The sequence below is a fragment of the Vibrio sp. VB16 genome (assembly GCF_015594925.2).
Classification (GTDB): Bacteria; Pseudomonadota; Gammaproteobacteria; order Enterobacterales; family Vibrionaceae; genus Vibrio.
The window spans coordinates 3021650-3044230 of the sequence record NZ_CP087590.1 but is presented as its reverse complement, the minus strand read 5'-3'; the positions used below and the strand labels follow the sequence as shown (position 1 = coordinate 3044230).

Annotated in this window: 21 protein-coding genes; 11 read left to right on the top strand and 10 right to left on the bottom strand. The window is 40.8% G+C overall.

Translation table 11 applies throughout. From position 1 onward, the window contains the following. From IUZ65_RS13860 to luxS, 3 genes are all read left to right on the top strand, one after another. Nucleotides 1-2853: a M16 family metallopeptidase gene (locus tag IUZ65_RS13860; RefSeq protein WP_195704278.1), complete on the top strand. Its 2853-nt coding sequence runs from the start codon at nucleotides 1-3 to the stop codon at nucleotides 2851-2853. A gap of 126 nt (nucleotides 2854-2979) precedes the next feature. Further along, nucleotides 2980-4545 (top strand): glutamate--cysteine ligase, encoded by a 1566-nt coding sequence (gshA, locus tag IUZ65_RS13855; protein ID WP_195704277.1) that lies wholly within the window; start codon nucleotides 2980-2982, stop codon nucleotides 4543-4545. A 43-nt stretch (nucleotides 4546-4588) separates the two neighbouring features. After that, the gene (luxS, locus tag IUZ65_RS13850) at nucleotides 4589-5104 is read left to right on the top strand and encodes an S-ribosylhomocysteine lyase (protein WP_195704276.1); all 516 of its coding nucleotides are present in this window, start codon (nucleotides 4589-4591) and stop codon (nucleotides 5102-5104) included. 94 nt (nucleotides 5105-5198) lie between these two features. Here luxS and IUZ65_RS13845 read toward each other — a convergent pair whose 3' ends face one another. Together IUZ65_RS13845 and IUZ65_RS13840 are read right to left on the bottom strand one after the other, a co-directional pair. Further along, nucleotides 5199-6464, bottom strand: a complete 1266-nt coding sequence (locus IUZ65_RS13845) for an HlyC/CorC family transporter (protein WP_195704275.1) — start codon at nucleotides 6462-6464, stop codon at nucleotides 5199-5201. A gap of 104 nt (nucleotides 6465-6568) precedes the next feature. Further along, nucleotides 6569-7366 (bottom strand): cytochrome C assembly family protein, encoded by a 798-nt coding sequence (locus IUZ65_RS13840; protein ID WP_195704274.1) that lies wholly within the window; start codon nucleotides 7364-7366, stop codon nucleotides 6569-6571. Between the two features lie 184 nt (nucleotides 7367-7550). Between IUZ65_RS13840 and ffh the strand changes: the two genes are divergently transcribed. The 5 genes from ffh to rplS all read left to right on the top strand — a co-directional run bounded on the left by ffh (nucleotide 7551) and on the right by rplS (nucleotide 11202). Next, nucleotides 7551-8945, top strand: a complete 1395-nt coding sequence (gene ffh, locus IUZ65_RS13835) for a signal recognition particle protein (RefSeq protein ID WP_195704273.1) — start codon at nucleotides 7551-7553, stop codon at nucleotides 8943-8945. A gap of 257 nt (nucleotides 8946-9202) precedes the next feature. Further along, entirely contained in the window at nucleotides 9203-9451 is a 249-nt protein-coding gene (rpsP, locus tag IUZ65_RS13830) for a 30S ribosomal protein S16 (RefSeq protein WP_195704272.1), read from the top strand. 18 nt (nucleotides 9452-9469) lie between these two features. After that, nucleotides 9470-10024 carry a ribosome maturation factor RimM gene (rimM, locus tag IUZ65_RS13825; RefSeq protein WP_195704271.1) on the top strand — a complete coding sequence of 185 codons (555 nt, stop codon included), beginning with the start codon at nucleotides 9470-9472 and terminating at the stop codon, nucleotides 10022-10024. Nucleotides 10025-10051: 27 nt separating this feature from the next. Beyond that, nucleotides 10052-10792, top strand: coding sequence for a tRNA (guanosine(37)-N1)-methyltransferase TrmD (trmD, locus tag IUZ65_RS13820; protein ID WP_195704270.1), 741 nt, complete (start codon nucleotides 10052-10054; stop codon nucleotides 10790-10792). A 56-nt stretch (nucleotides 10793-10848) separates the two neighbouring features. Beyond that, nucleotides 10849-11202, top strand: a complete 354-nt coding sequence (gene rplS / locus IUZ65_RS13815) for a 50S ribosomal protein L19 (protein ID WP_195704269.1) — start codon at nucleotides 10849-10851, stop codon at nucleotides 11200-11202. A gap of 118 nt (nucleotides 11203-11320) precedes the next feature. Here rplS and yacG read toward each other — a convergent pair whose 3' ends face one another. The 8 genes from yacG to nadC all read right to left on the bottom strand — a co-directional run bounded on the left by yacG (nucleotide 11321) and on the right by nadC (nucleotide 18063). After that, entirely contained in the window at nucleotides 11321-11518 is a 198-nt protein-coding gene (yacG, locus tag IUZ65_RS13810; RefSeq protein WP_195705124.1) for a DNA gyrase inhibitor YacG, read from the bottom strand. Nucleotides 11519-11542: 24 nt separating this feature from the next. After that, nucleotides 11543-12283: a cell division protein ZapD gene (gene zapD, locus IUZ65_RS13805; protein WP_195704268.1), complete on the bottom strand. Its 741-nt coding sequence runs from the start codon at nucleotides 12281-12283 to the stop codon at nucleotides 11543-11545. Nucleotides 12284-12321: 38 nt separating this feature from the next. Continuing rightward, nucleotides 12322-12924, bottom strand: a complete 603-nt coding sequence (gene coaE, locus IUZ65_RS13800; protein WP_195704267.1) for a dephospho-CoA kinase — start codon at nucleotides 12922-12924, stop codon at nucleotides 12322-12324. Nucleotide 12925: 1 nt separating this feature from the next. Continuing rightward, complete coding sequence (locus IUZ65_RS13795) at nucleotides 12926-13795, bottom strand: prepilin peptidase (protein ID WP_195704266.1); 870 nt, start codon at nucleotides 13793-13795, stop codon at nucleotides 12926-12928. A 36-nt stretch (nucleotides 13796-13831) separates the two neighbouring features. Further along, on the bottom strand, nucleotides 13832-15055 hold the full coding sequence (locus IUZ65_RS13790; RefSeq protein WP_195704265.1) for a type II secretion system F family protein: 1224 nt from the start codon (nucleotides 15053-15055) through the stop codon (nucleotides 13832-13834). Between the two features lie 36 nt (nucleotides 15056-15091). Beyond that, complete coding sequence (locus IUZ65_RS13785; protein WP_195704264.1) at nucleotides 15092-16339, bottom strand: GspE/PulE family protein; 1248 nt, start codon at nucleotides 16337-16339, stop codon at nucleotides 15092-15094. Between the two features lie 56 nt (nucleotides 16340-16395). After that, nucleotides 16396-16899 (bottom strand): pilin, encoded by a 504-nt coding sequence (locus IUZ65_RS23415; protein WP_195704263.1) that lies wholly within the window; start codon nucleotides 16897-16899, stop codon nucleotides 16396-16398. A gap of 276 nt (nucleotides 16900-17175) precedes the next feature. Next, a complete protein-coding gene (gene nadC, locus IUZ65_RS13770) occupies nucleotides 17176-18063 on the bottom strand; it encodes a carboxylating nicotinate-nucleotide diphosphorylase (RefSeq protein ID WP_195704262.1) in 888 nt (295 codons plus the stop codon). Nucleotides 18064-18249: 186 nt separating this feature from the next. On the opposite strand from nadC, the gene ampD reads away from it, so the two are divergent. From ampD to aceE, 3 genes are all read left to right on the top strand, one after another. Continuing rightward, complete coding sequence (gene ampD / locus IUZ65_RS13765) at nucleotides 18250-18801, top strand: 1,6-anhydro-N-acetylmuramyl-L-alanine amidase AmpD (protein WP_195704261.1); 552 nt, start codon at nucleotides 18250-18252, stop codon at nucleotides 18799-18801. A 283-nt stretch (nucleotides 18802-19084) separates the two neighbouring features. Continuing rightward, a complete protein-coding gene (gene pdhR, locus IUZ65_RS13760) occupies nucleotides 19085-19852 on the top strand; it encodes a pyruvate dehydrogenase complex transcriptional repressor PdhR (RefSeq protein ID WP_195704260.1) in 768 nt (255 codons plus the stop codon). A gap of 51 nt (nucleotides 19853-19903) precedes the next feature. Continuing rightward, nucleotides 19904-22567, top strand: coding sequence for a pyruvate dehydrogenase (acetyl-transferring), homodimeric type (gene aceE / locus IUZ65_RS13755; RefSeq protein ID WP_195704259.1), 2664 nt, complete (start codon nucleotides 19904-19906; stop codon nucleotides 22565-22567). Nucleotides 22568-22581: the final 14 nt, after the last annotated feature.

Genomic DNA, 22581 nt, shown 5'->3' with positions numbered 1-22581 from the left:
ATGAAAAAAATAGGGCTCAGTGCGATCTTTTTAGTCGCCTTATATGGTTGTTCTCAAACAACATCAACAGATAGTGATATTCAAGTACCTGAAGGTTTTACTTTCATTGAGCAATCATTAGCTCAACCCAACAAGGTTTCGATACCTTATTCCAAGTTCGTTCTTGATAACGGACTCACATTGATCTTGTCACCGGATGATTCAGACCCTTTAGTACATGTGGATGTGACTTATCACGTCGGCTCAGCAAGAGAGGATGTCGGGAAATCTGGTTTTGCCCACTTTTTTGAACACATGATGTTTCAAGGTTCAGAACACGTGGGAGATCAAGAGCATTTTAAAATAATCACTGAAGCTGGTGGTACGTTAAATGGTACGACCAACCGAGATAGAACCAATTATTTTGAAACCATTCCCTCCAATCAATTAGAGAAAATTCTTTGGTTAGAATCGGATCGTATGGGTTTTCTTATTGATGCTGTATCACAAAAAAAATTCGAAATACAAAGAGATACGGTTAAGAATGAGCGTGCACAAAATTATGACAATCGTCCATACGGTTTAATGTGGGAGCGATTAGGTGAAGCACTTTATCCCGAAGGCCACCCATATTCTTGGCAAACAATTGGCTACGTAGAAGATTTAGATAGAGTAGATGTTAACGATTTGAAGGCATTTTTTCTTCGTTGGTATGGTCCAAATAACGCGACGTTAACCATTGGTGGTGACATCGATGTAGAGCAAACACTCAATTGGGTCAGTAAGTATTTTGGTTCAATTCCTGAAGGGCCAGCCGTAGAGAACTCAGAAAAACAACCGGTTAAATTGGATAGAGACAAATACATTACGCTCGAAGATCGAATAAAACAGCCGATGGTAATGATTGGTTGGCCAACCACCTATCGAGGAGAAGAGAGTCAAGCGGCATTAGATACCCTTGCGTCAATCTTAGGTAGTGGAAAAAATAGCGTTTTATACCAAGAGTTAGTGAAGACTGAGAAAGCGATAGACGCAGGAGCGTTCCATCAGTGCGCTGAGCTCTCTTGTAGTTTTTATGTCTATGCAATGGGCGATTCTGGTGATCAAGGTGACTTAAGTAAAATTTATGATGATCTGATGGCGGCGCTAAACAACTTTAAAGCGAATGGAGTAGAACAAGATAAGCTTGAACAGATTATTGGCCAAGCAGAATCTAGCGCCGTATTTGCATTACAGAGTGTTCATGGGAAAGTGACTCAATTGGCTTCCAATGAAACGTTTTATGGTCAACCGGACAGGATAGAGCGACAGCTGGAACAACTTAAAGGTGTGACACCTGAAGCGGTAATCAATGCCTATAGCAGGTTTGTCGATGGAAAAAATAAGGTGACATTGAGTGTTGTACCAAAAGGGCAATTAGATTTAGAGGTAAAAAAAGCAGATTTTATTACCCCAGAGAGAACACTACCTAAATACAATAAAATTGAAAGCGGCGATTTAGAATATTCTAAAGCAGAGGACAGCTTTGATCGATCGATAATGCCTTCTGTTGGCGGCGCCGTTAAAGGTAATATGCCTGAACTCTACAATGTTTACCTAGATAATGGGATTGAGGTTCTAGGCACTGAATCAAGCGAGACCCCTACGGTTGAATTGCAGATTTTATTACCTGCTGGGCACAGATATGTATCTAAAGGTCAGGAAGGCTTGGCAAACTTTACATCTGAAATGATGCAAGAAGGTACGACAGAAAAAAGTATCGAAACGATTCAAGCCGAGCTCGATAAATTGGGTAGCTCTATTAGTTTTGGTTCTGGAAACTACACGACAACGATCAGCGTTTCTTCATTGAAGAAAAATCTCAGTCAGACGTTAGTCATTGTTGAGGAGATGCTCTTTAAACCAGAATTTAAACAAGATGATTTTGACCGTTTAAAGAAACAATCGTTAGAAGGTCTTATCTATGAACACCAAAGACCTGCATGGTTAGCATCGCAAGCAACCAGACAAATACTGTTTGGCAGATCGACATTTGGCCGTTCAAATGATGGTACCTTAAAGTCGATAGAGAGCATTCAACTTGAAGACGTGAAAGGGTTTTATAATAGTAATTATACTCCGCTAGGAACCCAAGTTATTGTTGTCGGAGATATTTCTAAAGAGACATTAATCCCCAATCTTAAATTTCTGAGTCAGTGGGAAGGGTCTGATGCACCGATACTACGACCTCAAATAGTAAAACCACCGGTAGGACAACATATCTATCTTGTTGATAAGCCAAGTGCGCCACAAAGTGTAATTAGGTTAGTCCGACAAGGACTGCCATATGATACGGTTGGTGAACAATACCTCAACCAACTCGCTAATTTCAATCTGGCCGGTAACTTTAATAGCCGAATTAATCAGAATTTACGCGAAGATAAAGGGTATACCTATGGTGCGAGTGGTTATCATGCGAGTAATAAAGAGATAGGTATCATTGTCTTCGATGCTCAAGTTAGAGCAGATTCAACCGTCCCATCTATTCAAGAGTTCATTAAAGAGATGAAACGCTACAGTGAAGATGGCATGACCTCTAAAGAGTTAGCGTTTATGCGCTTGGCTGTTGGTCAACAAGATGCTTTGAAATACGAAACACCAAGCCAAAAGGCGAGATTGCTGTCAAATATACTTAATTATTCGTTAGATGATGACTATATAGAGCAGCGGAACGCGGTATTGAGTAATGTAAATCGCTCTACATTGAATGAGGTTGCAAGCAAATGGTTTAATCCTACTGACTACCAAATTATAGTAGTAGGAGATGCTAAGAGCTTAAAACCTCAATTGAAAGATCTGGATATACCAGTGGTAGAACTTGAAATTTCTAAGTAGCGCACACATATAAAGAGAGGCACAAATTGTCTCTCTTTATACTCGCTGCATACAAAAATGCAGAACTAGTATTTTATATAAAAAAGCGTAACCTACGCAAAAACAAGATTAAAAGTGGTCACCATTTTGACAAATTTTTCCTCAAGACTGAAAAAAGTAGCGAAAAACCCTGATAATTTTAAAAACATTGGTCGTGGTGTTGAGCGCGAAACTCTTCGATACACCTTGGATGGGCATTTAGCACTAACACCACATCCTGTTGGTTTAGGGTCTGCACTGACAAACAAATGGGTGACCACCGATTTTTCAGAATCATTATTGGAGTTTATTACCCCTGTTTCTACTGACGTAGAAGAATTAATTGGTCAGCTATCCGATATTCACCATTTTACCGTGAAAGAGATGGGAGAAGAGAAGCTTTGGCCTCTCTCCATGCCTTGCTATGTCGAGAATGAAGATGATATCGCCTTCGCACAGTATGGCTCATCGAATGTAGGTAAAATGAAAACGCTATACCGTAAAGGACTTAAAAACCGTTATGGTAGTTTGATGCAGATTATTTCTGGTGTTCATTTTAATTTTTCGTTTCCTGAAAGCTTATGGGATTCTCTTTACGGCGAGCAGTCAGATAGCGATAGAGCCAATACAAAATCAGATGAATACTTCAACGTTATCCGAAATTATTACCGGTTTGGTTGGTTAATTCCTTATTTCTTCGGTGCCTCTCCTGCTATTTGTTCTTCTTTCTTACAAGGTAGAGAAACCGAGTTACCTTTTGAAAATATCGGTCAGACGCTTTATCTTCCTTATGGTACATCCTTACGATTAAGTGACTTGGGTTATACCAATAGTGCTCAGAGTGAGTTGCAAATTAATTATAATAATCTTGATGGATATCTAGACGGTTTAGAAAAAGCGATTCAAACGCCTTCAAGTGATTTCGCCCAGATCGGTATCAAGATAGACGGAGAGTACCAACAACTTAATAGTAATGTTCTGCAGATTGAAAATGAATTGTATGCTCCCATTCGTGCCAAGCGCGTAGGTCAATCTGGTGAAAAACCATCAGAAGCATTAAAGCGTGGTGGTGTAGAGTACATAGAAGTACGCTCATTGGACGTAAACCCATTCAGTCCGATAGGGGTAACAAAAGAACAGATTCGGTTTTTAGACCTCTTTTTAACCTGGTGCTTGATTAAAGATACAGGCCCAATAGACAATAAAGAGCTTTGCTGTTGGAAGGATAACTGGAATAGAGTTATTCAAGAAGGTCGCAAACCCGATTTGATGTTGACGGAAGACTGTGATGGCAAAGAGCGTACGTTACACGATTATACTAAGCACATTTTTGCTGATCTACAGCTGATTGCCTTTGAGATGGATATGGCGAGTGATGGCGATGAGTATCAGCAAACATGCCAAGAACTGATGACGTGGATAGACAATCCTGAATTGACTATTTCTGGCCAGTTATTAGAGAAAACAAAAGAGCTAGGCGGTATTGGTCAGGTTGGTTGCACCTACGGTCGCGAGTATAGAGACCACCACCTATCAAATCACTATAATGTTTATAGTCAACAAGAGATGCAATATGAAGTAAGCGCTTCTCTTCAAGCTCAAAAAGAGATAGAGCAAGCTGACGAAGTGAATTTTGATGAGTTTCTTGAAGACTACTTCTCATACCTAAAATAATGAATCGGCTCGAAATCTGAATCGAGCCAATGGAGATATAAAAATGCCGTTACTAGATAGTTTTACTGTTGATCACACAAGAATGAATGCACCAGCTGTTCGCGTGGCAAAAACTATGCAAACGCCAAAAGGGGATACGATTACTGTATTTGATTTGCGTTTTTGTGTGCCAAATAAAGAGATACTCTCTGAACAAGGTATTCATACGTTAGAGCATTTGTATGCGGGCTTTATGCGTGCACATTTAAACGGTGCGGGTATTGAAATTATCGATATCTCTCCAATGGGTTGCCGTACCGGTTTTTATATGAGTTTGATTGGCACCCCAGCAGAAGAGCACGTAGCAGATGCGTGGTTAGCCGCGATGGAAGATGTGCTAAAGGTAGAAAACCAAAATAACATTCCAGAGCTAAATGAATATCAATGTGGTACCTATGGTATGCACTCTTTAGCCGATGCGAAAAATATCGCCAAAAATGTGATTGAAGCTGGGATTTTAGTGAATAAAAATGACGAGTTGGCATTGCCTGCTTCGATGTTGAAAGAGCTGAATAAGTAAACGTATTTTTATTTGAAGCGAATGGTATTTTAAAGGGAGTGTCACCTTATGGTGACACTCCCTTTCTTATGACTGAATGTTAAGTTCGAACCGGCTACTTCCGAGCAGGAAAGACTTTAACTAAGCTGATCCTGTTTTCCGTAAACTTCATGATTTCCATTAGGTGTTTTTCAACCTCGATACTAACTTGGCTTTCAGGGATATCTTCTAGGTGTTCTAATATAAGCCCATTAAGTGTTCTTGGTCCGTCCGTAGGCAGTTGCCACTTCAAACCCTTATTAATGTCACGAATATTGGCACTTCCTTCAATGAGGAAGCTCCCATCACCCTGTGGGGTGATTTCTTCAGATAGACTTGGTGCTATAGACGTCGTAAATTCGCCAACGATCTCTTCCAAAATATCCTCGAGAGTGACAAGACCAATAATATCGCCATATTCATCGACAATGAGTCCTATTCTTTCTTTATTACGTTGGAATTTCAGTAGTTGCACGTTTAGTGGCGTCGCTTCTGGTATGAAGTAAACTTCATCTGCTGCACGTAAAAGTGTCTCTTTTGTAAACTCATTTTTTTCTAGCATCAAACGATAAGCTTCACGTAAACGCAGCATTCCGACAACTTCGTCTATTTGGTCGCGATAAAGTACGACTCGCCCATGTGGTGAATGCGTTAACTGTCGAACGATTGATTTCCAGTCATCATTAATATCGATACCCGTAATTTCATTCCTAGGCACCATAATGTCATCTACAGTGACGTTCTCTAAATCGAGAATGGATACCAGCATTTCTTGGTGACCACGAGGAATGAGACCTCCGGCCTCGTTTACAACAGTACGAAGTTCATCAGAGCTTAAAGGATCCTCAGTAGGGTGTGTCGCTTTTATACCGAATAATCGTAATACACCATTGGTAATTAAATTCACCATTAGCACGACGGGTGCAAGCACCTTCATCAGTACGTTTAATATAATACTGCTGGCATAGGCGACTCTTTCTGGATAGAGCGAAGCTAATGTTTTAGGGGTAACTTCAGCAAAGACAAGCACAACAAGCGTTAATAACCCCGTCGCTATTGCGACACCAAGATCACCAAATAGACGCATTCCAAGTATGGTTGCGATGGCAGAGGCGAGGATGTTGACTAAGTTGTTTCCAATGAGAATAAGGCCAATTAAGCGGTCGGGGCGGCTTAATAGCTTTTCGACACGTTTTGCACCTTTATGGCCTTTTCCAGCCAGATGCTTTAGTCGATATCGGTTTAAGGACATCATTCCAGTCTCAGAACCTGAAAAATAACCAGAAATGACGATTAGACATGCGAGTATGGTAAACAGTACACCCGTTGATATGTCATTCAATGTTTGGAATTCCTTTTTTTAATTATCGCTCAATTTATGACTTAAGTGATTTGAGCTGTCAATTATATTATGAATAAATAGTGTTTTTAGTAGCGGGTAATCGGTTAGTTCAAAATGATTTCTCGAACAAATCGGCTGCCAAAATAGGCAAGTGTAAGCAAGGTTGCACCTGCAATCGCAAACCATGTTACCTTTTTACCACGCCAACCTTTTTGATAATGTCCCCAGAGTAATACGGAATAAATTACCCAAGCAACAAAAGAAAGAATAGATTTATGGGCTGAACCACGCGCAAACATATCATCTAAAAATACGAATCCAGATAATAGCGTTAAGGTTAGCAGACCATTGCCAATGAGGATTATGTTAAAAAGTTGCCTTTCTACTTTTAATAATGGCGGCAGATTAGGGTTCACTGCCATCGCTTTTTTGTTCTTCAATTTATAGTCTAACCAAGCGAGCTGAATTGCATATAGTGCGGCAATCGTTAAGGTCGCATAAGCGAAAAGTGCGATTGTAATATGGATTAACAATCCCATTTTCCCTTCAAAGTGAGTAATGAATGCACCAGGTAAGAAATTTGAAGCGAGAATGCTAATAATCGAAAACCCGTAAACGACAGGCAACAAAAACCACAAACGGGTTTTAAACATCGCCAAGCTCATTACTAATGAAGTAATAAAACTGACGAGAGAAGCAACATTGAGCATGCTCAAGTTTTGTCCGCTTGAACTGTTGTGAATTTGGCCGTGTAATAGCCATACGTGGAAAATAATTGCTAACGCCGCACTCACGAAGACTGTTTTTGCCTTTATGTGGGTCTGCTGAGATAGCCCTGGGACTATTGTTGCGGTAGCAATTGCATATAAAATGGCAGCGGCAATAGCGATTATACTGTCCATATTTTCCTAATAAATTCTTATCTAATGAACGGATTATAACGCGGTTAAACTCGATGAGCTATCTAAGGATCGAATAAATCATCGTTTAGATTTTGGAAGATCAATTACCTAAGGTATACTGCCGACATTAATCGCCCTTGCTTTGCTAAAAGGTGTTTCGAAAAGTCCAGCTAAAGAGACAGACATGTTTGAGAATTTAACGGATAGACTATCCAGTACACTTAAAAATATTAGCGGCAAAGGTCGCCTAACAGAAGACAATATAAAAGAGACACTACGTGAAGTACGTATGGCTCTTTTAGAAGCTGATGTCGCCCTTCCTGTTATACGTGAGTTTATTAAGCGCGTAAAAGAAAGTGCCGTTGGTGTAGAGGTTTCTAAATCATTAACCCCCGGCCAAGAATTTATAAAAATAGTTCAAACAGAGCTAGAAGGGGTAATGGGTGAATCTAACGAAGAGCTCAATCTAGCCGCCCAACCACCAGCCATAATTTTGATGGCAGGTTTGCAAGGTGCCGGTAAAACAACCAGTGTTGCTAAGCTCTCTAAACACTTAAAAGACGTTAACAAGAAAAAAGTGTTGGTTGTCTCTGCCGATGTTTACCGCCCTGCGGCGATTAAACAGTTGGAAACGCTTGCGTCTGACGTAGGAGTGGATTTTTTCCCTTCCTCTGCTGATCAAAAGCCGATTGATATTGCGAATGCTGCCGTTGACCATGCTAAGAAGAAATTCTATGACGTTCTTTTGGTTGATACCGCAGGCCGTCTAGCCATTGATGAACAAATGATGGGAGAGATCAAAGACCTTCACGCCGCGATAGAGCCAGTAGAAACGTTGTTTGTTGTCGATGCAATGACGGGTCAAGATGCCGCGAACACAGCAAAAGCCTTTGGTGATGCATTACCTTTGACTGGTGTTATCCTGACAAAAGTAGATGGTGATGCGCGTGGTGGTGCTGCACTATCCGTTCGTTATATCACTGGCAAACCGATTAAGTTCTTAGGTGTGGGCGAAAAAACCGACGCACTTGAACCTTTCCATCCAGATCGCGTTGCTTCACGTATTCTTGGTATGGGAGACGTTCTATCTTTGATTGAAGATTTAGAACGTAATGTCGACAAAGACAAAGCCGCCAAAATGGCGAAGAAGTTCAAAGAGAAGAAAGGTTTTGATCTTGAAGACTTCCGTGAGCAACTTGGACAGATGCAGAATATGGGCGGCATGATGGGAATGATGGATAAACTTCCAGGCATGAGTAACCTACCTGCTAATGTTAAAGATAAAGTTGATGACAAGATGTTCAATCAGATGGAAGCAATGATTAGCTCCATGACAATGAAAGAACGTTTACGCCCTGAATTAATCAAAGGCTCACGTAAAAAGCGTATTGCTGCAGGTTCTGGCGTGCAAGTGCAAGATGTGAATCGCATGCTAAAACAGTTTACTCAAATGCAGAAGATGATGAAAAAAATGCAGAAGGGTGGCATGAAGGGAATGATGCGAAATATGCAAGGAATGATGGGCGGCATGGGTGGCGCAGGTGGCATGGGCGGAATGGGTGGACCATTCGGCCGATAACACTCAAACATGAATATATGGCGCAAGCTATGCGCCATATAGCTTTGACTAATATTTTCTTACTGCTTTAGCTGCTTGATCCTCCTACCAAAATATAAACATTTCCGAAACCGTTTCTAGATCACAAAAAGCCTTGCAAAAACCCCAAATAAGAGTAAAATTCCGGGGCTTTAAATTGGCACGAGACCCCAGGTTGTTAAATTAAAAATTACGGCTTTTGGGGTTATTTTTATTATTGAGAAAGCAAAGAGGACGATATGGTTACCATTCGTTTGGCACGTCACGGCGCAAAGAAGCGTCCATTTTACCAAATCGTAGTAGCAGATAGCCGCAACGCAGCTACTGGCCGCTACATTGAGAACGTTGGTTTCTTTAACCCAACAGCTCAAGGTCAAGAAGAAGGTTTACGTATTAACCTAGACCGCGTTAACCACTGGGTTAGCGAAGGTGCTTCACTATCTGACCGTGTTACTAAACTAGTAAAAGACGTTCAAAAAGCGGCTTAATTATTATGTAACAAAGCAATGTCGGTTAAAGGAAACGAACTAATGAACGAGCAAGCTGAAAGAATCGTAGTTGGCAAATTTGGTGCGACTTACGGTATCAAAGGTTGGCTTAAAGTTATTTCCTATACAGACGATGCTGAAAGCATTTTTGACTATAGCCCTTGGTATATAAACCAAAAAGGCAAATGGGTTGAATACAAGGTTGAAAGTTGGAAGCGCCATAACAAAGGTATGGTTGCTAAAATTGAAGGATTAGAGATCCGAGAGGACGCTCATCTTCTAACTAACTTTGAAATTGTGATTAATCCAGAGTCATTACCGGAACTGTCAGAAGATGAATTTTACTGGCGTGAATTGTTTGGTATGCAGGTATTAACAACGAAGGGATACGACCTCGGTACTGTCTCTGATATGTTAGAAACTGGTGCAAATGATGTTTTGGTAGTGAAAGCAAATTTGAAAGATGCTTTTGGCCAAAAGGAACGATTAATTCCGTTTCTTGAAGAGCAAGTGATTAAAAATATTGATCGCGATGCTCAACGGATCGAAGTTGACTGGGATCCTGCGTTTTAAACTCCACAGTAGAGCGAGAGAACAGATATGTGGGTTGGCATAATTAGCCTATTTCCTGATATGTTCCGTTCAATTACTGAATTTGGGGTTACAGGTCAAGCGGTTAAAAAAGGTCTTTTGTCAGTTGAGATATGGAATCCTAGAGATTTCACTCACGACAAACATCGAACAGTCGATGATAGACCCTACGGTGGTGGTCCTGGTATGTTGATGATGGTGCAGCCTTTGCGCGAAGCCATACAAACTGCTAAGAAATCAGCACCGGGAAAGACGAAGGTTATTTATCTTTCTCCTCAAGGTCGAAAACTTGACCAAAGTGGAGTTGAAGAGCTTGCTACGAACGAGAATATGATTCTTATTTGTGGACGCTATGAAGGGATAGATGAACGCATCATACAATCTGAAGTTGATGAAGAATGGTCAATTGGGGATTTTGTGATGACGGGTGGTGAACTGCCAGCCATGACGTTAATTGATTCAGTATCGAGGTTTATACCCGGTGTACTTGGAGATTTTGCGTCAGCGGAAGAAGATTCTTTCGCAAATGGTTTGCTAGATTGTCCGCACTATACACGTCCTGATGTTTTAGATGGAATAGAAGTACCATTGGTACTGAAATCTGGAAATCATAAGGATATTCGTCGCTGGCGATTGAAACAATCGTTAGGCCGTACTTGGCTTAGAAGACCAGAGCTCTTGGAAAACCTAGCTCTGACTGACGAACAGGAACAATTACTAACTGATTTTATAAAAGACTATCGGTCTTAAAATACAGTTAAGTAACCTATTTTATTTAGTATCAGTTTATTCTAGGAATTTTAAAAATGAGTAACATCATCAAGGCTCTTGAAGAAGAGCAAATGAAACAAGACCTTCCAAAGTTCAGCCCAGGTGACACTGTTGTTGTTCAGGTTAAGGTAAAAGAAGGCGATCGCGAGCGTCTACAGGCCTTTGAAGGCGTTGTAATCGGTATTCGTAATCGTGGCCTACATTCAGCATTTACTGTTCGTAAGATCTCGAACGGTGAAGGTGTTGAGCGTTCGTTCCAAACTCACTCTCCTATGGTTGATAGCATTGAAGTTAAACGCCGTGGTGCAGTACGTCGTGCCAAGTTGTACTACCTACGTGAGCGTTCTGGTAAGTCAGCTCGTATTAAAGAGAAGCTTGCTAAGAAGTAATGCTAACCAGCATTCTCAAATAGAAAACGGGTTCCATATGGAACCCGTTTTTTTATACGAGAAATAAAACTGTAAAAAAGAGTACTTAATCTTGCCAAGTAACGATTTAAACCGTCGTTTAATAAGGCTCTTCTGACCAACCATCTGAATCTGACATGTCGGGAGCGCCTGCGATCGTGTTTTTCTCATCAGCCCATTCCCCAAAATCTATCATCTGGCATTGCTTACTGCAGAAAGGACGATATTGGTTCTCTGTACTCCAAACCACCTCTTTTTTACATTGAGGACAAGAAACGATAGATGGTTTAGATTTAATTGGTGTAGACACGAATTGTATTCCTTAATTACAAATAGCAAGATCGAATTCGACATCTTGGCTATAGGCTTGTCCATTATCAAAGGACATAAATTTTATCGCAAATCGATTTTTGTGTCCCGAAATCATCGGGAAAACACCATCAGCTAACGGTATATTCAAACGTAAGATATTTGCCTCTTCTGCATCACTCTGATAAAAGCCGTTACGGGCTATTTGTGGATTAAAATATCCGGTTTCTCGGCAGAGTTTTAACCATAGATTAAGTGATTTTGACAAGGGTGCCAACGTGTTCATCCATCCTTGAGCATTTCTTTGTCTTTGCTCGATAGGGAGGTGATTCCAATAATGCAAAGCCGGTAGGTCAAAACAACATGTTCCACCAGGTAAGTTAAATCGTTGACGTATGGAGCTTAAAAATCGGTCTTCTTTCAATGTACGACCAAAGCGTTCTGCAGCCATGAGATACTTATGAGTTGTGTCTAACTCTTCCAATACAGTAAGTAGCTTCTCTTGGTCAACACCATCAACGTTTAACCAATGCTTATAATTAAGGCGCTGCTTCTCTAAATCTTTGGCTAATTCAGCTTTTAATTGGATCTGTTCAAATATCTCAAGTAAATCAAAAATTGAACGGAAAAATTGATGATACTGTAGATTATCGACAAAGCTTGCGGAGTGGTGCATCTGTCTCATGAGTGCTTCTACTCTAAGATAGATACGGGTCTTTTCATTTAGTGGGTGTTCAAATTTGTGTTTTGTCATTCCGCGACCTTACCGTCTCCTTTGGTTTACTTCTTTGATCATGCTCGACTTAGCGACATATAGTGCTGATGAAGCTTCGAAACTTGAGGTAAAAGATCAATGTTCTCATTGTCATTTTGAATAACATCGTCTGCAAATTTCAACTTATCAGCTCGACTTGCTTGAGCTGAAAGTATCGATTTTACTTGAGACTTTGAAACATTATCTCGTTCCATTGTCCGCCTTATTTGCACCTCAGTACTGACATCAACGACTAAGATTCGATCTGTCATTGATTGTAGTTGATTTTCAACCAATAAGGGAACTACTAATAGTGCATAAGGTGTTGTTATCTTATCGAGATCTTGTTTCATCTTGTCGCGAATCATGGGATGCAGCAAGTTATTCAGCCAAGTCTTCTCATTCTGGTCTGTAAATACCCGAGATCGTAGTGCTGTTCTATTGAGTTCACCATTTGGACTTAGTATATCTCTTCCAAAGTGTTCAGTAATTTCGGCTAAACCAATAGTGCCGGGTCCAACAACTTCTCTTGCAACGACGTCGGCATCAACAATACCGATATTGAAGTGGTGCTGAAATAGATTGGCAACCGTCGTTTTGCCGCTAGAAATGCCTCCCGTTAATCCAATTATATATGGCATGTTAAATACCTAATACAGAAGAATAGTACCAGACCATGATTTGATTTCCCCATAGTAGACTTATCCATCCAGCAATAGCAAGATATGGACCAAAGGGAAACTGTCTATCGATTCCTTTTTTTTGCAAGCGTAATTGAATGAGTCCGAATATGAGTCCCACAAAGGAAGACAATAACACAATCATAGGTAGGTGTTGCCAACCTAACCAAGCCCCAAGTGCCGCGAGGAGTTTAAAATCGCCATATCCCATGCCTTCTTTACCTGTGACTATCTTAAATACCCAATACACGCTCCATAGACAAAGGTACCCAGCAATGGCTCCAATTACGGCATCTTGCAAAGAGACTGGGCTCCACCCAATCAACGCAAGGAAGAGACCAAACCAAGTTAATGGTAAGGTGATGCTATCGGGAAGAAGCATGGTATCGAGATCGATAAACGTTGCTGAGATTAATGCGAAAGAAAAGAAGAGAAGAGCTATAGAGTAGTAACTTAGTTCAAAATAGTAAGCAATTGTGCAACTCATTATTGCCGTTAATAACTCGACCAAAGGATAACGAATACTAATAGGTTCTTTGCAATGATGGCACTTTCCTTTGAGCAATAACCAACTTATTATTGGGATGTTATCAATTATACGTAATGGCGTTTTGCATCGAGGGCAACTAGAACGAGGAATACTTAAATTAAATTTTTTGTTATCCAATGGGATATTAAGATCTGGGAATGTTTCCGCACAATCTTGTTTCCATTCGCGCTCCATCATGATTGGTACGCGGTGTATTACCACATTTAAAAAACTGCCGACAATGAGTCCAAATATCCCCGCGAAAACAGGGTAAAGCCAAGGGTAATACTCGAATAATTCCATTTATAGGCCTAGGTAAAAAGAGGTGCAATACGCATTCTATCCTAATACGTCCATCATGTTAAAGATAGGTAAGTAGATAGCGATGACTACACCACCGACAACGACACCCAAAAACAGAATAAGTAAGGGCTCTACTAAGGTATTCAATTTATCTATGCTCTCATCTAGTTCTGTATCAAACGTATCCGCAACTTTATTTAGCATGCAATCAAGTGCTCCAGATTGTTCCCCTACCATGACCATTTGAATCATTAAATCTGGAAAGCAGTGGGTTTTCGTCATGGCTACATAGATAGGTACACCAGTTGATACTTCATCGAATAGTTGATTCACGGCTGCTCTAAAATAAAGGTTAGTGGTTAGATTTATGCTGTTACGAATGGCGCTGATGACGGGAACTCCGGAACGAACCATTACCGCCAATGACCGACTAAATCGAGCAATGATAGATTTCACGATCAGAGGGCCAACAACAGGGATACTGAGTTTTTTTTTGTCGATGAGCCGATGAAAACGATAAGAGTAGACAATGAGAAACTTATAAAACGAAGTAAGTGCGATTAACCAAGTTAACTGCTTGGCCGTATTAGTACTTAACCAGTGAGAGAGGGAAATGATTTTCTGAGTAAACCAAGGTAATTGAGCACCAAAACTACGGAACATATGTTCAAATTCGGGTATGACCTTTACTAACATCAAATAGGTGACTAAAAAGGCTAATAATAAGACAAAGATAGGATAGATCATTGCTTTCACAAGCTTAGATTTTTGTTGCGTCGTTTTTTCTCTATAATGAGCAATTCTTTCGAAAGTTTGTGCTAACTGCCCGGAAAGTTCAGCGCTAGAAACCAAATGTACATAGGTATTGTCAAATAGGGGACTGGCCTTTTTAAGGGCTTCGGACAGTGGACATCCTTCCTCAATCGCATTTTTAATTAAGGTAATAACAAGTTGGCCACCTGATTTAGGGTGATTATTTGCAAGCAGTGATAATGATAAAGTTAAGGAAAGTCCAGAATTAAGTAGTGTGGCTAATTGTCGAGTAAATAGATTGATGTCTTTTGCTGTCATTCGTTGTTTTTTTAGCGAATAAAATGAGATTTTGATCTGTTTTATATCTCTTATATAAATATTCCTATTTGTCAGTATTGAAATGACTTCATATTTATCTCTTGCGAACATAGTGTCATTTATTTGCTTTCCAGTAATATTTCGGCCGGTCCAGCGGTAACGCTGTAAGGGAAGTCGAGTTGATTTCATTTTTTGCCTTTGAATAGCTAGCGCGATAAGTGGGTACTAAAAGACTAAGGTTCGTTGCAATTCTTTGATACTCGTTATCCCTTCAATTAATTTATTTTTCCCTGATTCAGACAGAGGAATAAAACCATTCTCTAACGCTATGTCGTTTATTTTAGAAGCACTGTTTTGGCGTTCAATTGTTCTCATAAGGGTTTTGTCTATGTTTAGCAATTCGAATATACCAATCAACCCTGAGTAACCGTTGAGACAGTCGGAGCATCCGTGAGGATTAGCTTTGTATATTTGTAGAGAACCTCGAGGGTTTAGCTTTCGATTCGAAGAGGTTTCCAAATCGAATTCTTTGCATACAGGACATAATGCCCGTGTAAGTCTCTGCGCGACGACTAATGATAAGCATGAGGCTAGGCTAAATTTATCTACCCCCATGTTAAGCAGTCGAGTAACTGCTTCGCTAGCTGAGTTGGTATGCAGTGTGGAAAGTACAAGGTGACCAGTTTGTGCCGCTTTAATTACAATCTCAGCGCTCTCAATATCACGAATTTCTCCGACCATAATAATGTCAGGGTCTTGTCTTAGAAGGGCTCTTAGGGTGGAGGTGAAGTTCAGGTCGATTTTGTCGTTCATTTGTACTTGATTGATACCTAATAGGTTAATCTCGATCGGATCTTCAGCCGTTGATATGTTCTTTTCTGGTGTATTGAGATAGGTGAGCGCGGTATATAGTGAAATGGTTTTACCACTTCCTGTAGGGCCGGTGATTAATATTAATCCTTGAGGTTTACTAATTGCAGACACATAGAGGTCCAATTGCGTTTGGGATAAACCTAGGGCTGTTATGTCTAATGGGACTGATTGTGTTTTGAGCAATCTAAGGACGATCTTTTCTCCCCATAATGTTGGCAATGTAGAGACGCGAATATCAACGCTCTGTTTAGACGTTAGCGTGTGTTTAATCCGCCCATCTTGCGGAAGTCTTTTCTCTGCAATATCCAAGTTGGCCATTACTTTTATTCTAGAAGACAGCCTATTTGCTAATTGGGAGGGCGGAGAATCTATCTCGACTAATACACCATCGCATCGTAAGCGAATACGGTATTTATGTTCATAAGGCTCGAAATGAATATCTGAGGATCTTTTCTGTATTGCCTCTAACAAAACCTGATTGATATAACGGCTAATAGGGTCATTTCTTTGCAACTCAGCACTAGTTATGTTTAGTTCTTCATCAGAAAGAGGCACCAATTCAGATAGTTGGTCATTGCTGATGTTTCTAATTATATCCATAGTTACTCCTATACGCTCACCTAACCGATTTCAATATTCAACCCATAGCTATTAAATCAAAATACCGTGCCTGTTGAGCATTGTTTTGGGACAACTAATTTTTCAGTAACGTCTGTAATGCATGTCCAACTTCCCACGTTATCGCGATTAAGTGCGATTTTCTTCTTATTAAATTGAGTATCACTACTCATCGTTAGGATCAGTTGACCTGATAGAGGGTGGTTGGTTGCTGACTTTGTTTCGATATCACCTAGTGATGAAGCGGTCGCACCGAGATCTGAGGCAATTTGGCTTGAAGATAACGTCGGGAACGCTCCACTCGTTGCTATGTAATCTTCTACATTAATCTTAAGTGCGGCAACGGTTGCCATTGCGGCACCTAATTGAGACTTTTTGATGTAATTTTGATACTGAGGAATGGCGATAGAGGACAACACACCAATAACAGCAACGACTATCATCAGTTCTATTAAAGTGAAGCCACTACTTCTTATGTTGCGATTATGGGGTAGGCGGAAACTACCGCTGCTCTTGAAAGCGGTGTCGGGGTTAAAAAGCATAATATTCTCCTGCTGTGGGTCATAACGAAAAGCAAGAGTAGAAAGAACGGGGGTAAACAGAAACGCTGTCGATCAGAGAACGCGTGTCGATTAATGAAAATTATTTTTTGTTGCGGGTGTTGTTAAAAATGATCCGACAGAAACTGAATTAGACCATGCCTAATCTAATGCTAGCTGATCTGGAGTGAACATTGATTTACGGGAAAAAAAAAAGAGGCTAGGCCTCTTTTCTCATAAACTAATTTATTATTGTCTTCTAACGATGCTCGAAGATAGTTACTTAAAACGCATTGACAGGTCCATCGCTTTTAGGTGTTTGGTTAATGCGCCCACAGAGATATAATCAACACCCGTTTCCGCAAATTCTCTAATGGTCGCTAATGTTACGTTTCCTGAGTTCTCTAAATCTGCTCTGCCAGCGTTGATTTTCACTGCTTCTCTCATCATATCGGTAGTAAAATTGTCTAACATAACGATATCAGCACCAGCGTCAATTGCTTCTATGAGCTCCTCAAGCGATTCTGTTTCAATTTCAACTGGCTTGCCAGGGTTAAGCGTTTTCGCCACTGAAATGGCCTTATTAATACCACCGCAAGCGATGATGTGATTTTCTTTAATTAAATAGGCGTCGAATACTCCGATACGATGATTAAAACCACCACCGCAGGCAACCGCATATTTTAGCGCGCTGCGTAAACCCGGAATAGTTTTACGTGTGTCTAGTAGCTTGCAGTTTGTTCCTGCGATCTGTTGGGCATATTTTGCAGTTGTGGTTGCGCAACCAGACAATGTCTGAATAAAGTTCATGGCGTTGCGCTCACCCGTCAATAACACTCTTGCGGGACCAGATAGCGTGCACAAGGTTTGATTTGGTTCGACCTTGTCACCATCTTGTACATGCCAATCTATGCTTACCTTACTTCCAAGTTGTTTAAACACTTCATCAGCCCAAGCCTGCCCGCAAAAAACGCCCGATTCACGAGTAATAATGGTTGCGACGCTTTGTCGATCTGACGGAATAAGCATTGCGGTGATGTCTGCCGTAACCTCCAATGTACCGCCTAAGTCTTCACGTAGTGAATCTGAGACTGTACGTGTTATTTCTAAAGGAAGTTGCTTTTTTAAGTAATTAAGGCGAGCGTCGCTGTCGTGTGTATTTTTCATGGCTGATCTGGCGCAAGTAGGTAGGGAGTAGGGAATGATACTCCGGCTTGTGAATTATTTCAGCAGGAAAACGAGCAATTTGTGTATCTAATGTTAAAAACTTGCCCAGTAATGCCTACCAAGCCCTTGTTGTCATTCTGATAGTTGCGATAGAGTGTCAAAGATTAACCAGTTCAGGAATGCATAATGAGAATTACAACGGATGCTTGGTTGGAAGGTGTGAGGCATGTACCCTCTCCTTATTGCGATACACGGCCTAATGAGGTGAATGTGAGTTTGCTTGTTGTTCATAATATAAGCCTACCTCCAGGCCAATATGGCGGCAACGCAATTGAACAATTTTTTACTGGCAAACTTGTACCAAGTGAACATCCATTTTTTGCCGTCATTCATCAAATGAAGGTCTCGGCTCACTGTTTAATTCGTAGAGATGGAGAAGTGGTGCAGTTTGTACCATTTAATATGAGAGCTTGGCATGCTGGGAAATCTAGTTTTTCAGGCGTAGAGCGATGCAATGACTATTCCATTGGTATCGAATTGGAAGGTACCGATTTTGATTCGTACACAGATCAACAATATGTGTCTTTAGGACGGGTTACAACGCTATTGATGGAACGATATCCGTTTATAACTACCGATCGAATTACGGGTCACCAATACATTGCCCCACTAAGAAAAACGGATCCAGGTTTGGTCTTTAATTGGCGCTATTTTCATAGTGTAATCAAGTGTGACTAATCGTATTGTAGTCAATGATGTTGCGTGTTTTAACAAAACGCAAAGAAACATTTTTTTAACAAGAGTGAAAATTATTATACTTAATGTAGCTACATCAACAGATTAATGTATATCGATGACAATGAGATGTTAATCTTATGTTACACGTGGTATTTTATATGATTTAAATCAATTTTCGTCTAGACACTAACGTTATTTTTATGTTAACTTTTGTCCACTTTAAAATTGGTAATACCAATTTACATGGTTCACAAATTTGAATAATTGAGTAATAAATAACGATATGGCTTATCAAAGGATACGTCAGCCTAAACTTTCCGATGTGATAGAGAAAGAAATTGAAAGGCTGATATTAGAAGGAACATTCTCACCAGGCCAGCAATTGCCGCCGGAGAGAGAACTAGCGACGCAATTTGATGTCTCGCGTCCTTCTATCCGTGAAGCGATTCAAAGACTAGAAGCCAGACGTCTTTTGACTCGTCGTCAAGGTGGTGGAACCTTCGTAAGCGAAAGCTTATGGAAAGGTTTTTCAGATCCGCTACTTGAACTTCTATCTACTCATAATGAAACCCAATTAGACTTGTTAGAATCTCGCCACGCATTAGAAGGAATATCGGCCTACTTTGCCGCTTTGCGTGGGACAGAAGAAGATTATATAAGAATTCGCAGTATCCAAGTGCGGATCCAAAAAGCGGAAGAAGAGAAAAATGTAGAGCAAGAAGCCGCCGAAGTAATGAAATCACTCATCGCTATCACTGACGCCGCCCATAATGTTGTGCTACTACATATTGTTCGAAGCCTAGCGCCTCTTCTTGAGCAAAACGTATTACAGAATTTAAAACTATTGAACCGCCGCAGTGATGTGGCTGGAAAAGTAAGTAGACACAGAGCTAATATTGTTGATGCGATCGTTTCTGGACAGCCTGAACAGGCTCGTGAACTTTCTCATTCTCATTTAGCTTATATCGAGGAAACATTGTTGGATATCAATCGTGAAGAGAGTAGAAGGAAACGCTCTTTACGTAGAATCCAGCAGAGCGATAAGTCGTAATTGAATTATCGCATGTTCACTAGATCCAACTAATAAAAAGGATAGACCGCCATGTCTGAAGTCATTAATAATGACGTTGATGCACTGGAAACTCAAGAGTGGCTTGCTGCACTAGAGTCAGTAGTACGTGAAGAGGGTTTAGAGCGTGCACAGTTCTTACTAGAAACAGTTTTAGATAAAGCACGTCTTGATGGTGTAGATATGCCTACTGGTGTTACTACAAACTACATCAATACGATATCTCCCGATCAAGAACCCGCTTATCCAGGTGATACTACTTTAGAGCGTCGTATTCGTTCTATTATTCGCTGGAATGCAATTATGATTGTATTACGCGCCTCTAAGAAAGATTTAGAGTTGGGCGGTCATATGGCGTCTTTTCAATCTTCAGCTGCGTTCTATGAAACGTGTTTTAATCACTTCTTTCGCGCACCCAATGCGAAGGATGGTGGTGACTTAGTTTACTATCAAGGCCATATTTCTCCGGGTATTTATTCTCGTGCATTCGTAGAAGGCCGATTGACGGCAGAGCAGCTTGATAATTTTCGTCAGGAAGTGGGTGGCAAGGGTATTCCTTCTTATCCGCATCCAAAATTAATGCCCGAATTCTGGCAGTTCCCAACTGTCTCTATGGGACTTGGCCCTATTTCTTCTATTTACCAAGCTCGATTCCTCAAGTATTTAGATGGACGTGGACTTAAAGATACATCTGAGCAGCGTGTTTTTGCGTTTTTAGGTGATGGTGAAATGGATGAGCCGGAGTCACGCGGCGCGATCTCATTTGCCGCTCGTGAAAAACTTGATAATTTATGCTTCCTTATTAACTGTAACCTACAGAGACTTGATGGTCCTGTAATGGGCAACGGTAAGATAATTCAAGAGTTAGAAGGCTTATTTAAAGGCGCGGGTTGGAATGTAGTTAAGGTTGTTTGGGGCAGCGGCTGGGATGCACTGCTTGCCAAAGATACATCAGGTAAACTACTGCAGTTAATGAATGAAGTAGTTGATGGTGATTATCAAACATTTAAATCCAAAGATGGCGCGTATGTACGTGAGCATTTCTTTGGACGTTATCCCGAAACTGCAGCGCTTGTGTCTGATATGACAGATGCTGAGATCTTCGCCCTAAAACGTGGCGGTCATGATTCTTCGAAGCTTTATGCCGCGTACCAAAATGCAGCACAAACCAAAGATCGCCCAACGGTTATCCTTGCTAAAACAGTTAAAGGTTATGGGATGGGTGGAGCAGCTGAAGGTATGAACATCGCTCACCAAGTGAAGAAAATGGACATGACACATGTTCAACAACTTCGTGATCGTTTAGGCCTAAAAGATCTTGTTTCTGATGAAGAAATGAAGTCTCTGCCTTACTTAAAACTGGAAGAAGGGAGCGCTGAATTCGAATATCTACACGCTCGTCGTAAAGCGTTGCATGGTTATACACCTGTTCGTTTGCCTAACTTCACTCAGCCGTTAGAAATACCTCAACTGGATGAGTTTAAGCCACTACTTGAAGAACAAAAGCGTGACATCTCGTCAACAATGGCATTTGTGCGTACGCTTAATGTGTTACTGAAAAATAAAGGCATTGGTAAGAATATTGTTCCTATCGTTGCTGATGAAGCGCGTACTTTCGGTATGGAAGGTTTATTCCGACAAATTGGTATTTATAACCCACAAGGGCAAAACTATACACCTCAGGATCGAGATATTGTCTCTTATTATAAAGAAGCGACATCAGGTCAGGTACTTCAAGAAGGTATCAATGAGCTAGGTGCAATGTCTTCATGGGTGGCGGCTGCGACATCGTACAGCACCAATGATTTGCCAATGATTCCATTTTATATCTACTATTCTATGTTTGGTTTCCAACGTGTTGGAGATATGGCTTGGATGGCCGGTGACCAACAAGCACGTGGTTTCCTATTGGGAGCAACGGCGGGTCGTACAACATTGAATGGTGAAGGTCTTCAACATGAAGATGGTCATAGCCATATCATGGCAAGTACAGTACCAAATTGTATCTCTTATGATCCCACTTTTGCTTATGAAGTGGCTGTTATTGTACAAGACGGTATTCGTCGCATGTATGGTGACCAAGAGAACGTGTACTACTATTTGACACTTATGAATGAAAACTATGCGATGCCAGCGATGCCAGAAGGTGTTGAAGAAGGTATTCGTAAAGGTATCTATAAGCTCGAAACTCACGAAGGTAGTGAAGGCAAAGTTCAATTGCTGAGCTCTGGAACTATCATGAATGAAGTTCGCAAAGCAGCAGAAATTCTAAGTGAAGAGTATGGTGTTGCCTCTGATGTTTATTCTGTTACCTCGTTCAATGAAGTCACTCGTGATGGGCAAGAAGCGGAACGTTACAACATGCTTCATCCTGAAGCAGAAGCAAAAGTGCCTTATATCGTTGACGTTATGGGTTCTGAACCAGCAATTGCAGCAACGGATTATATGAAGAACTATGCGGAGCAAGTTCGTGCATTTATCCCTGCCGAGTCTTATAAAGTGCTTGGTACTGATGGCTTTGGTCGTTCAGATAGTCGCGAAAATCTGCGTCGTCACTTTGAAGTGAACGCTGGATATGTCGTTGTCGCAGCTCTAAATGAACTGGCGAAACGTGGTGATGTTGAGAAATCTGTGGTAGCTGAAGCAATCAAGAGATTCGACATCGATGCAGATAAAACTAACCCGTTATACGCATAAAATAGGACAGAATA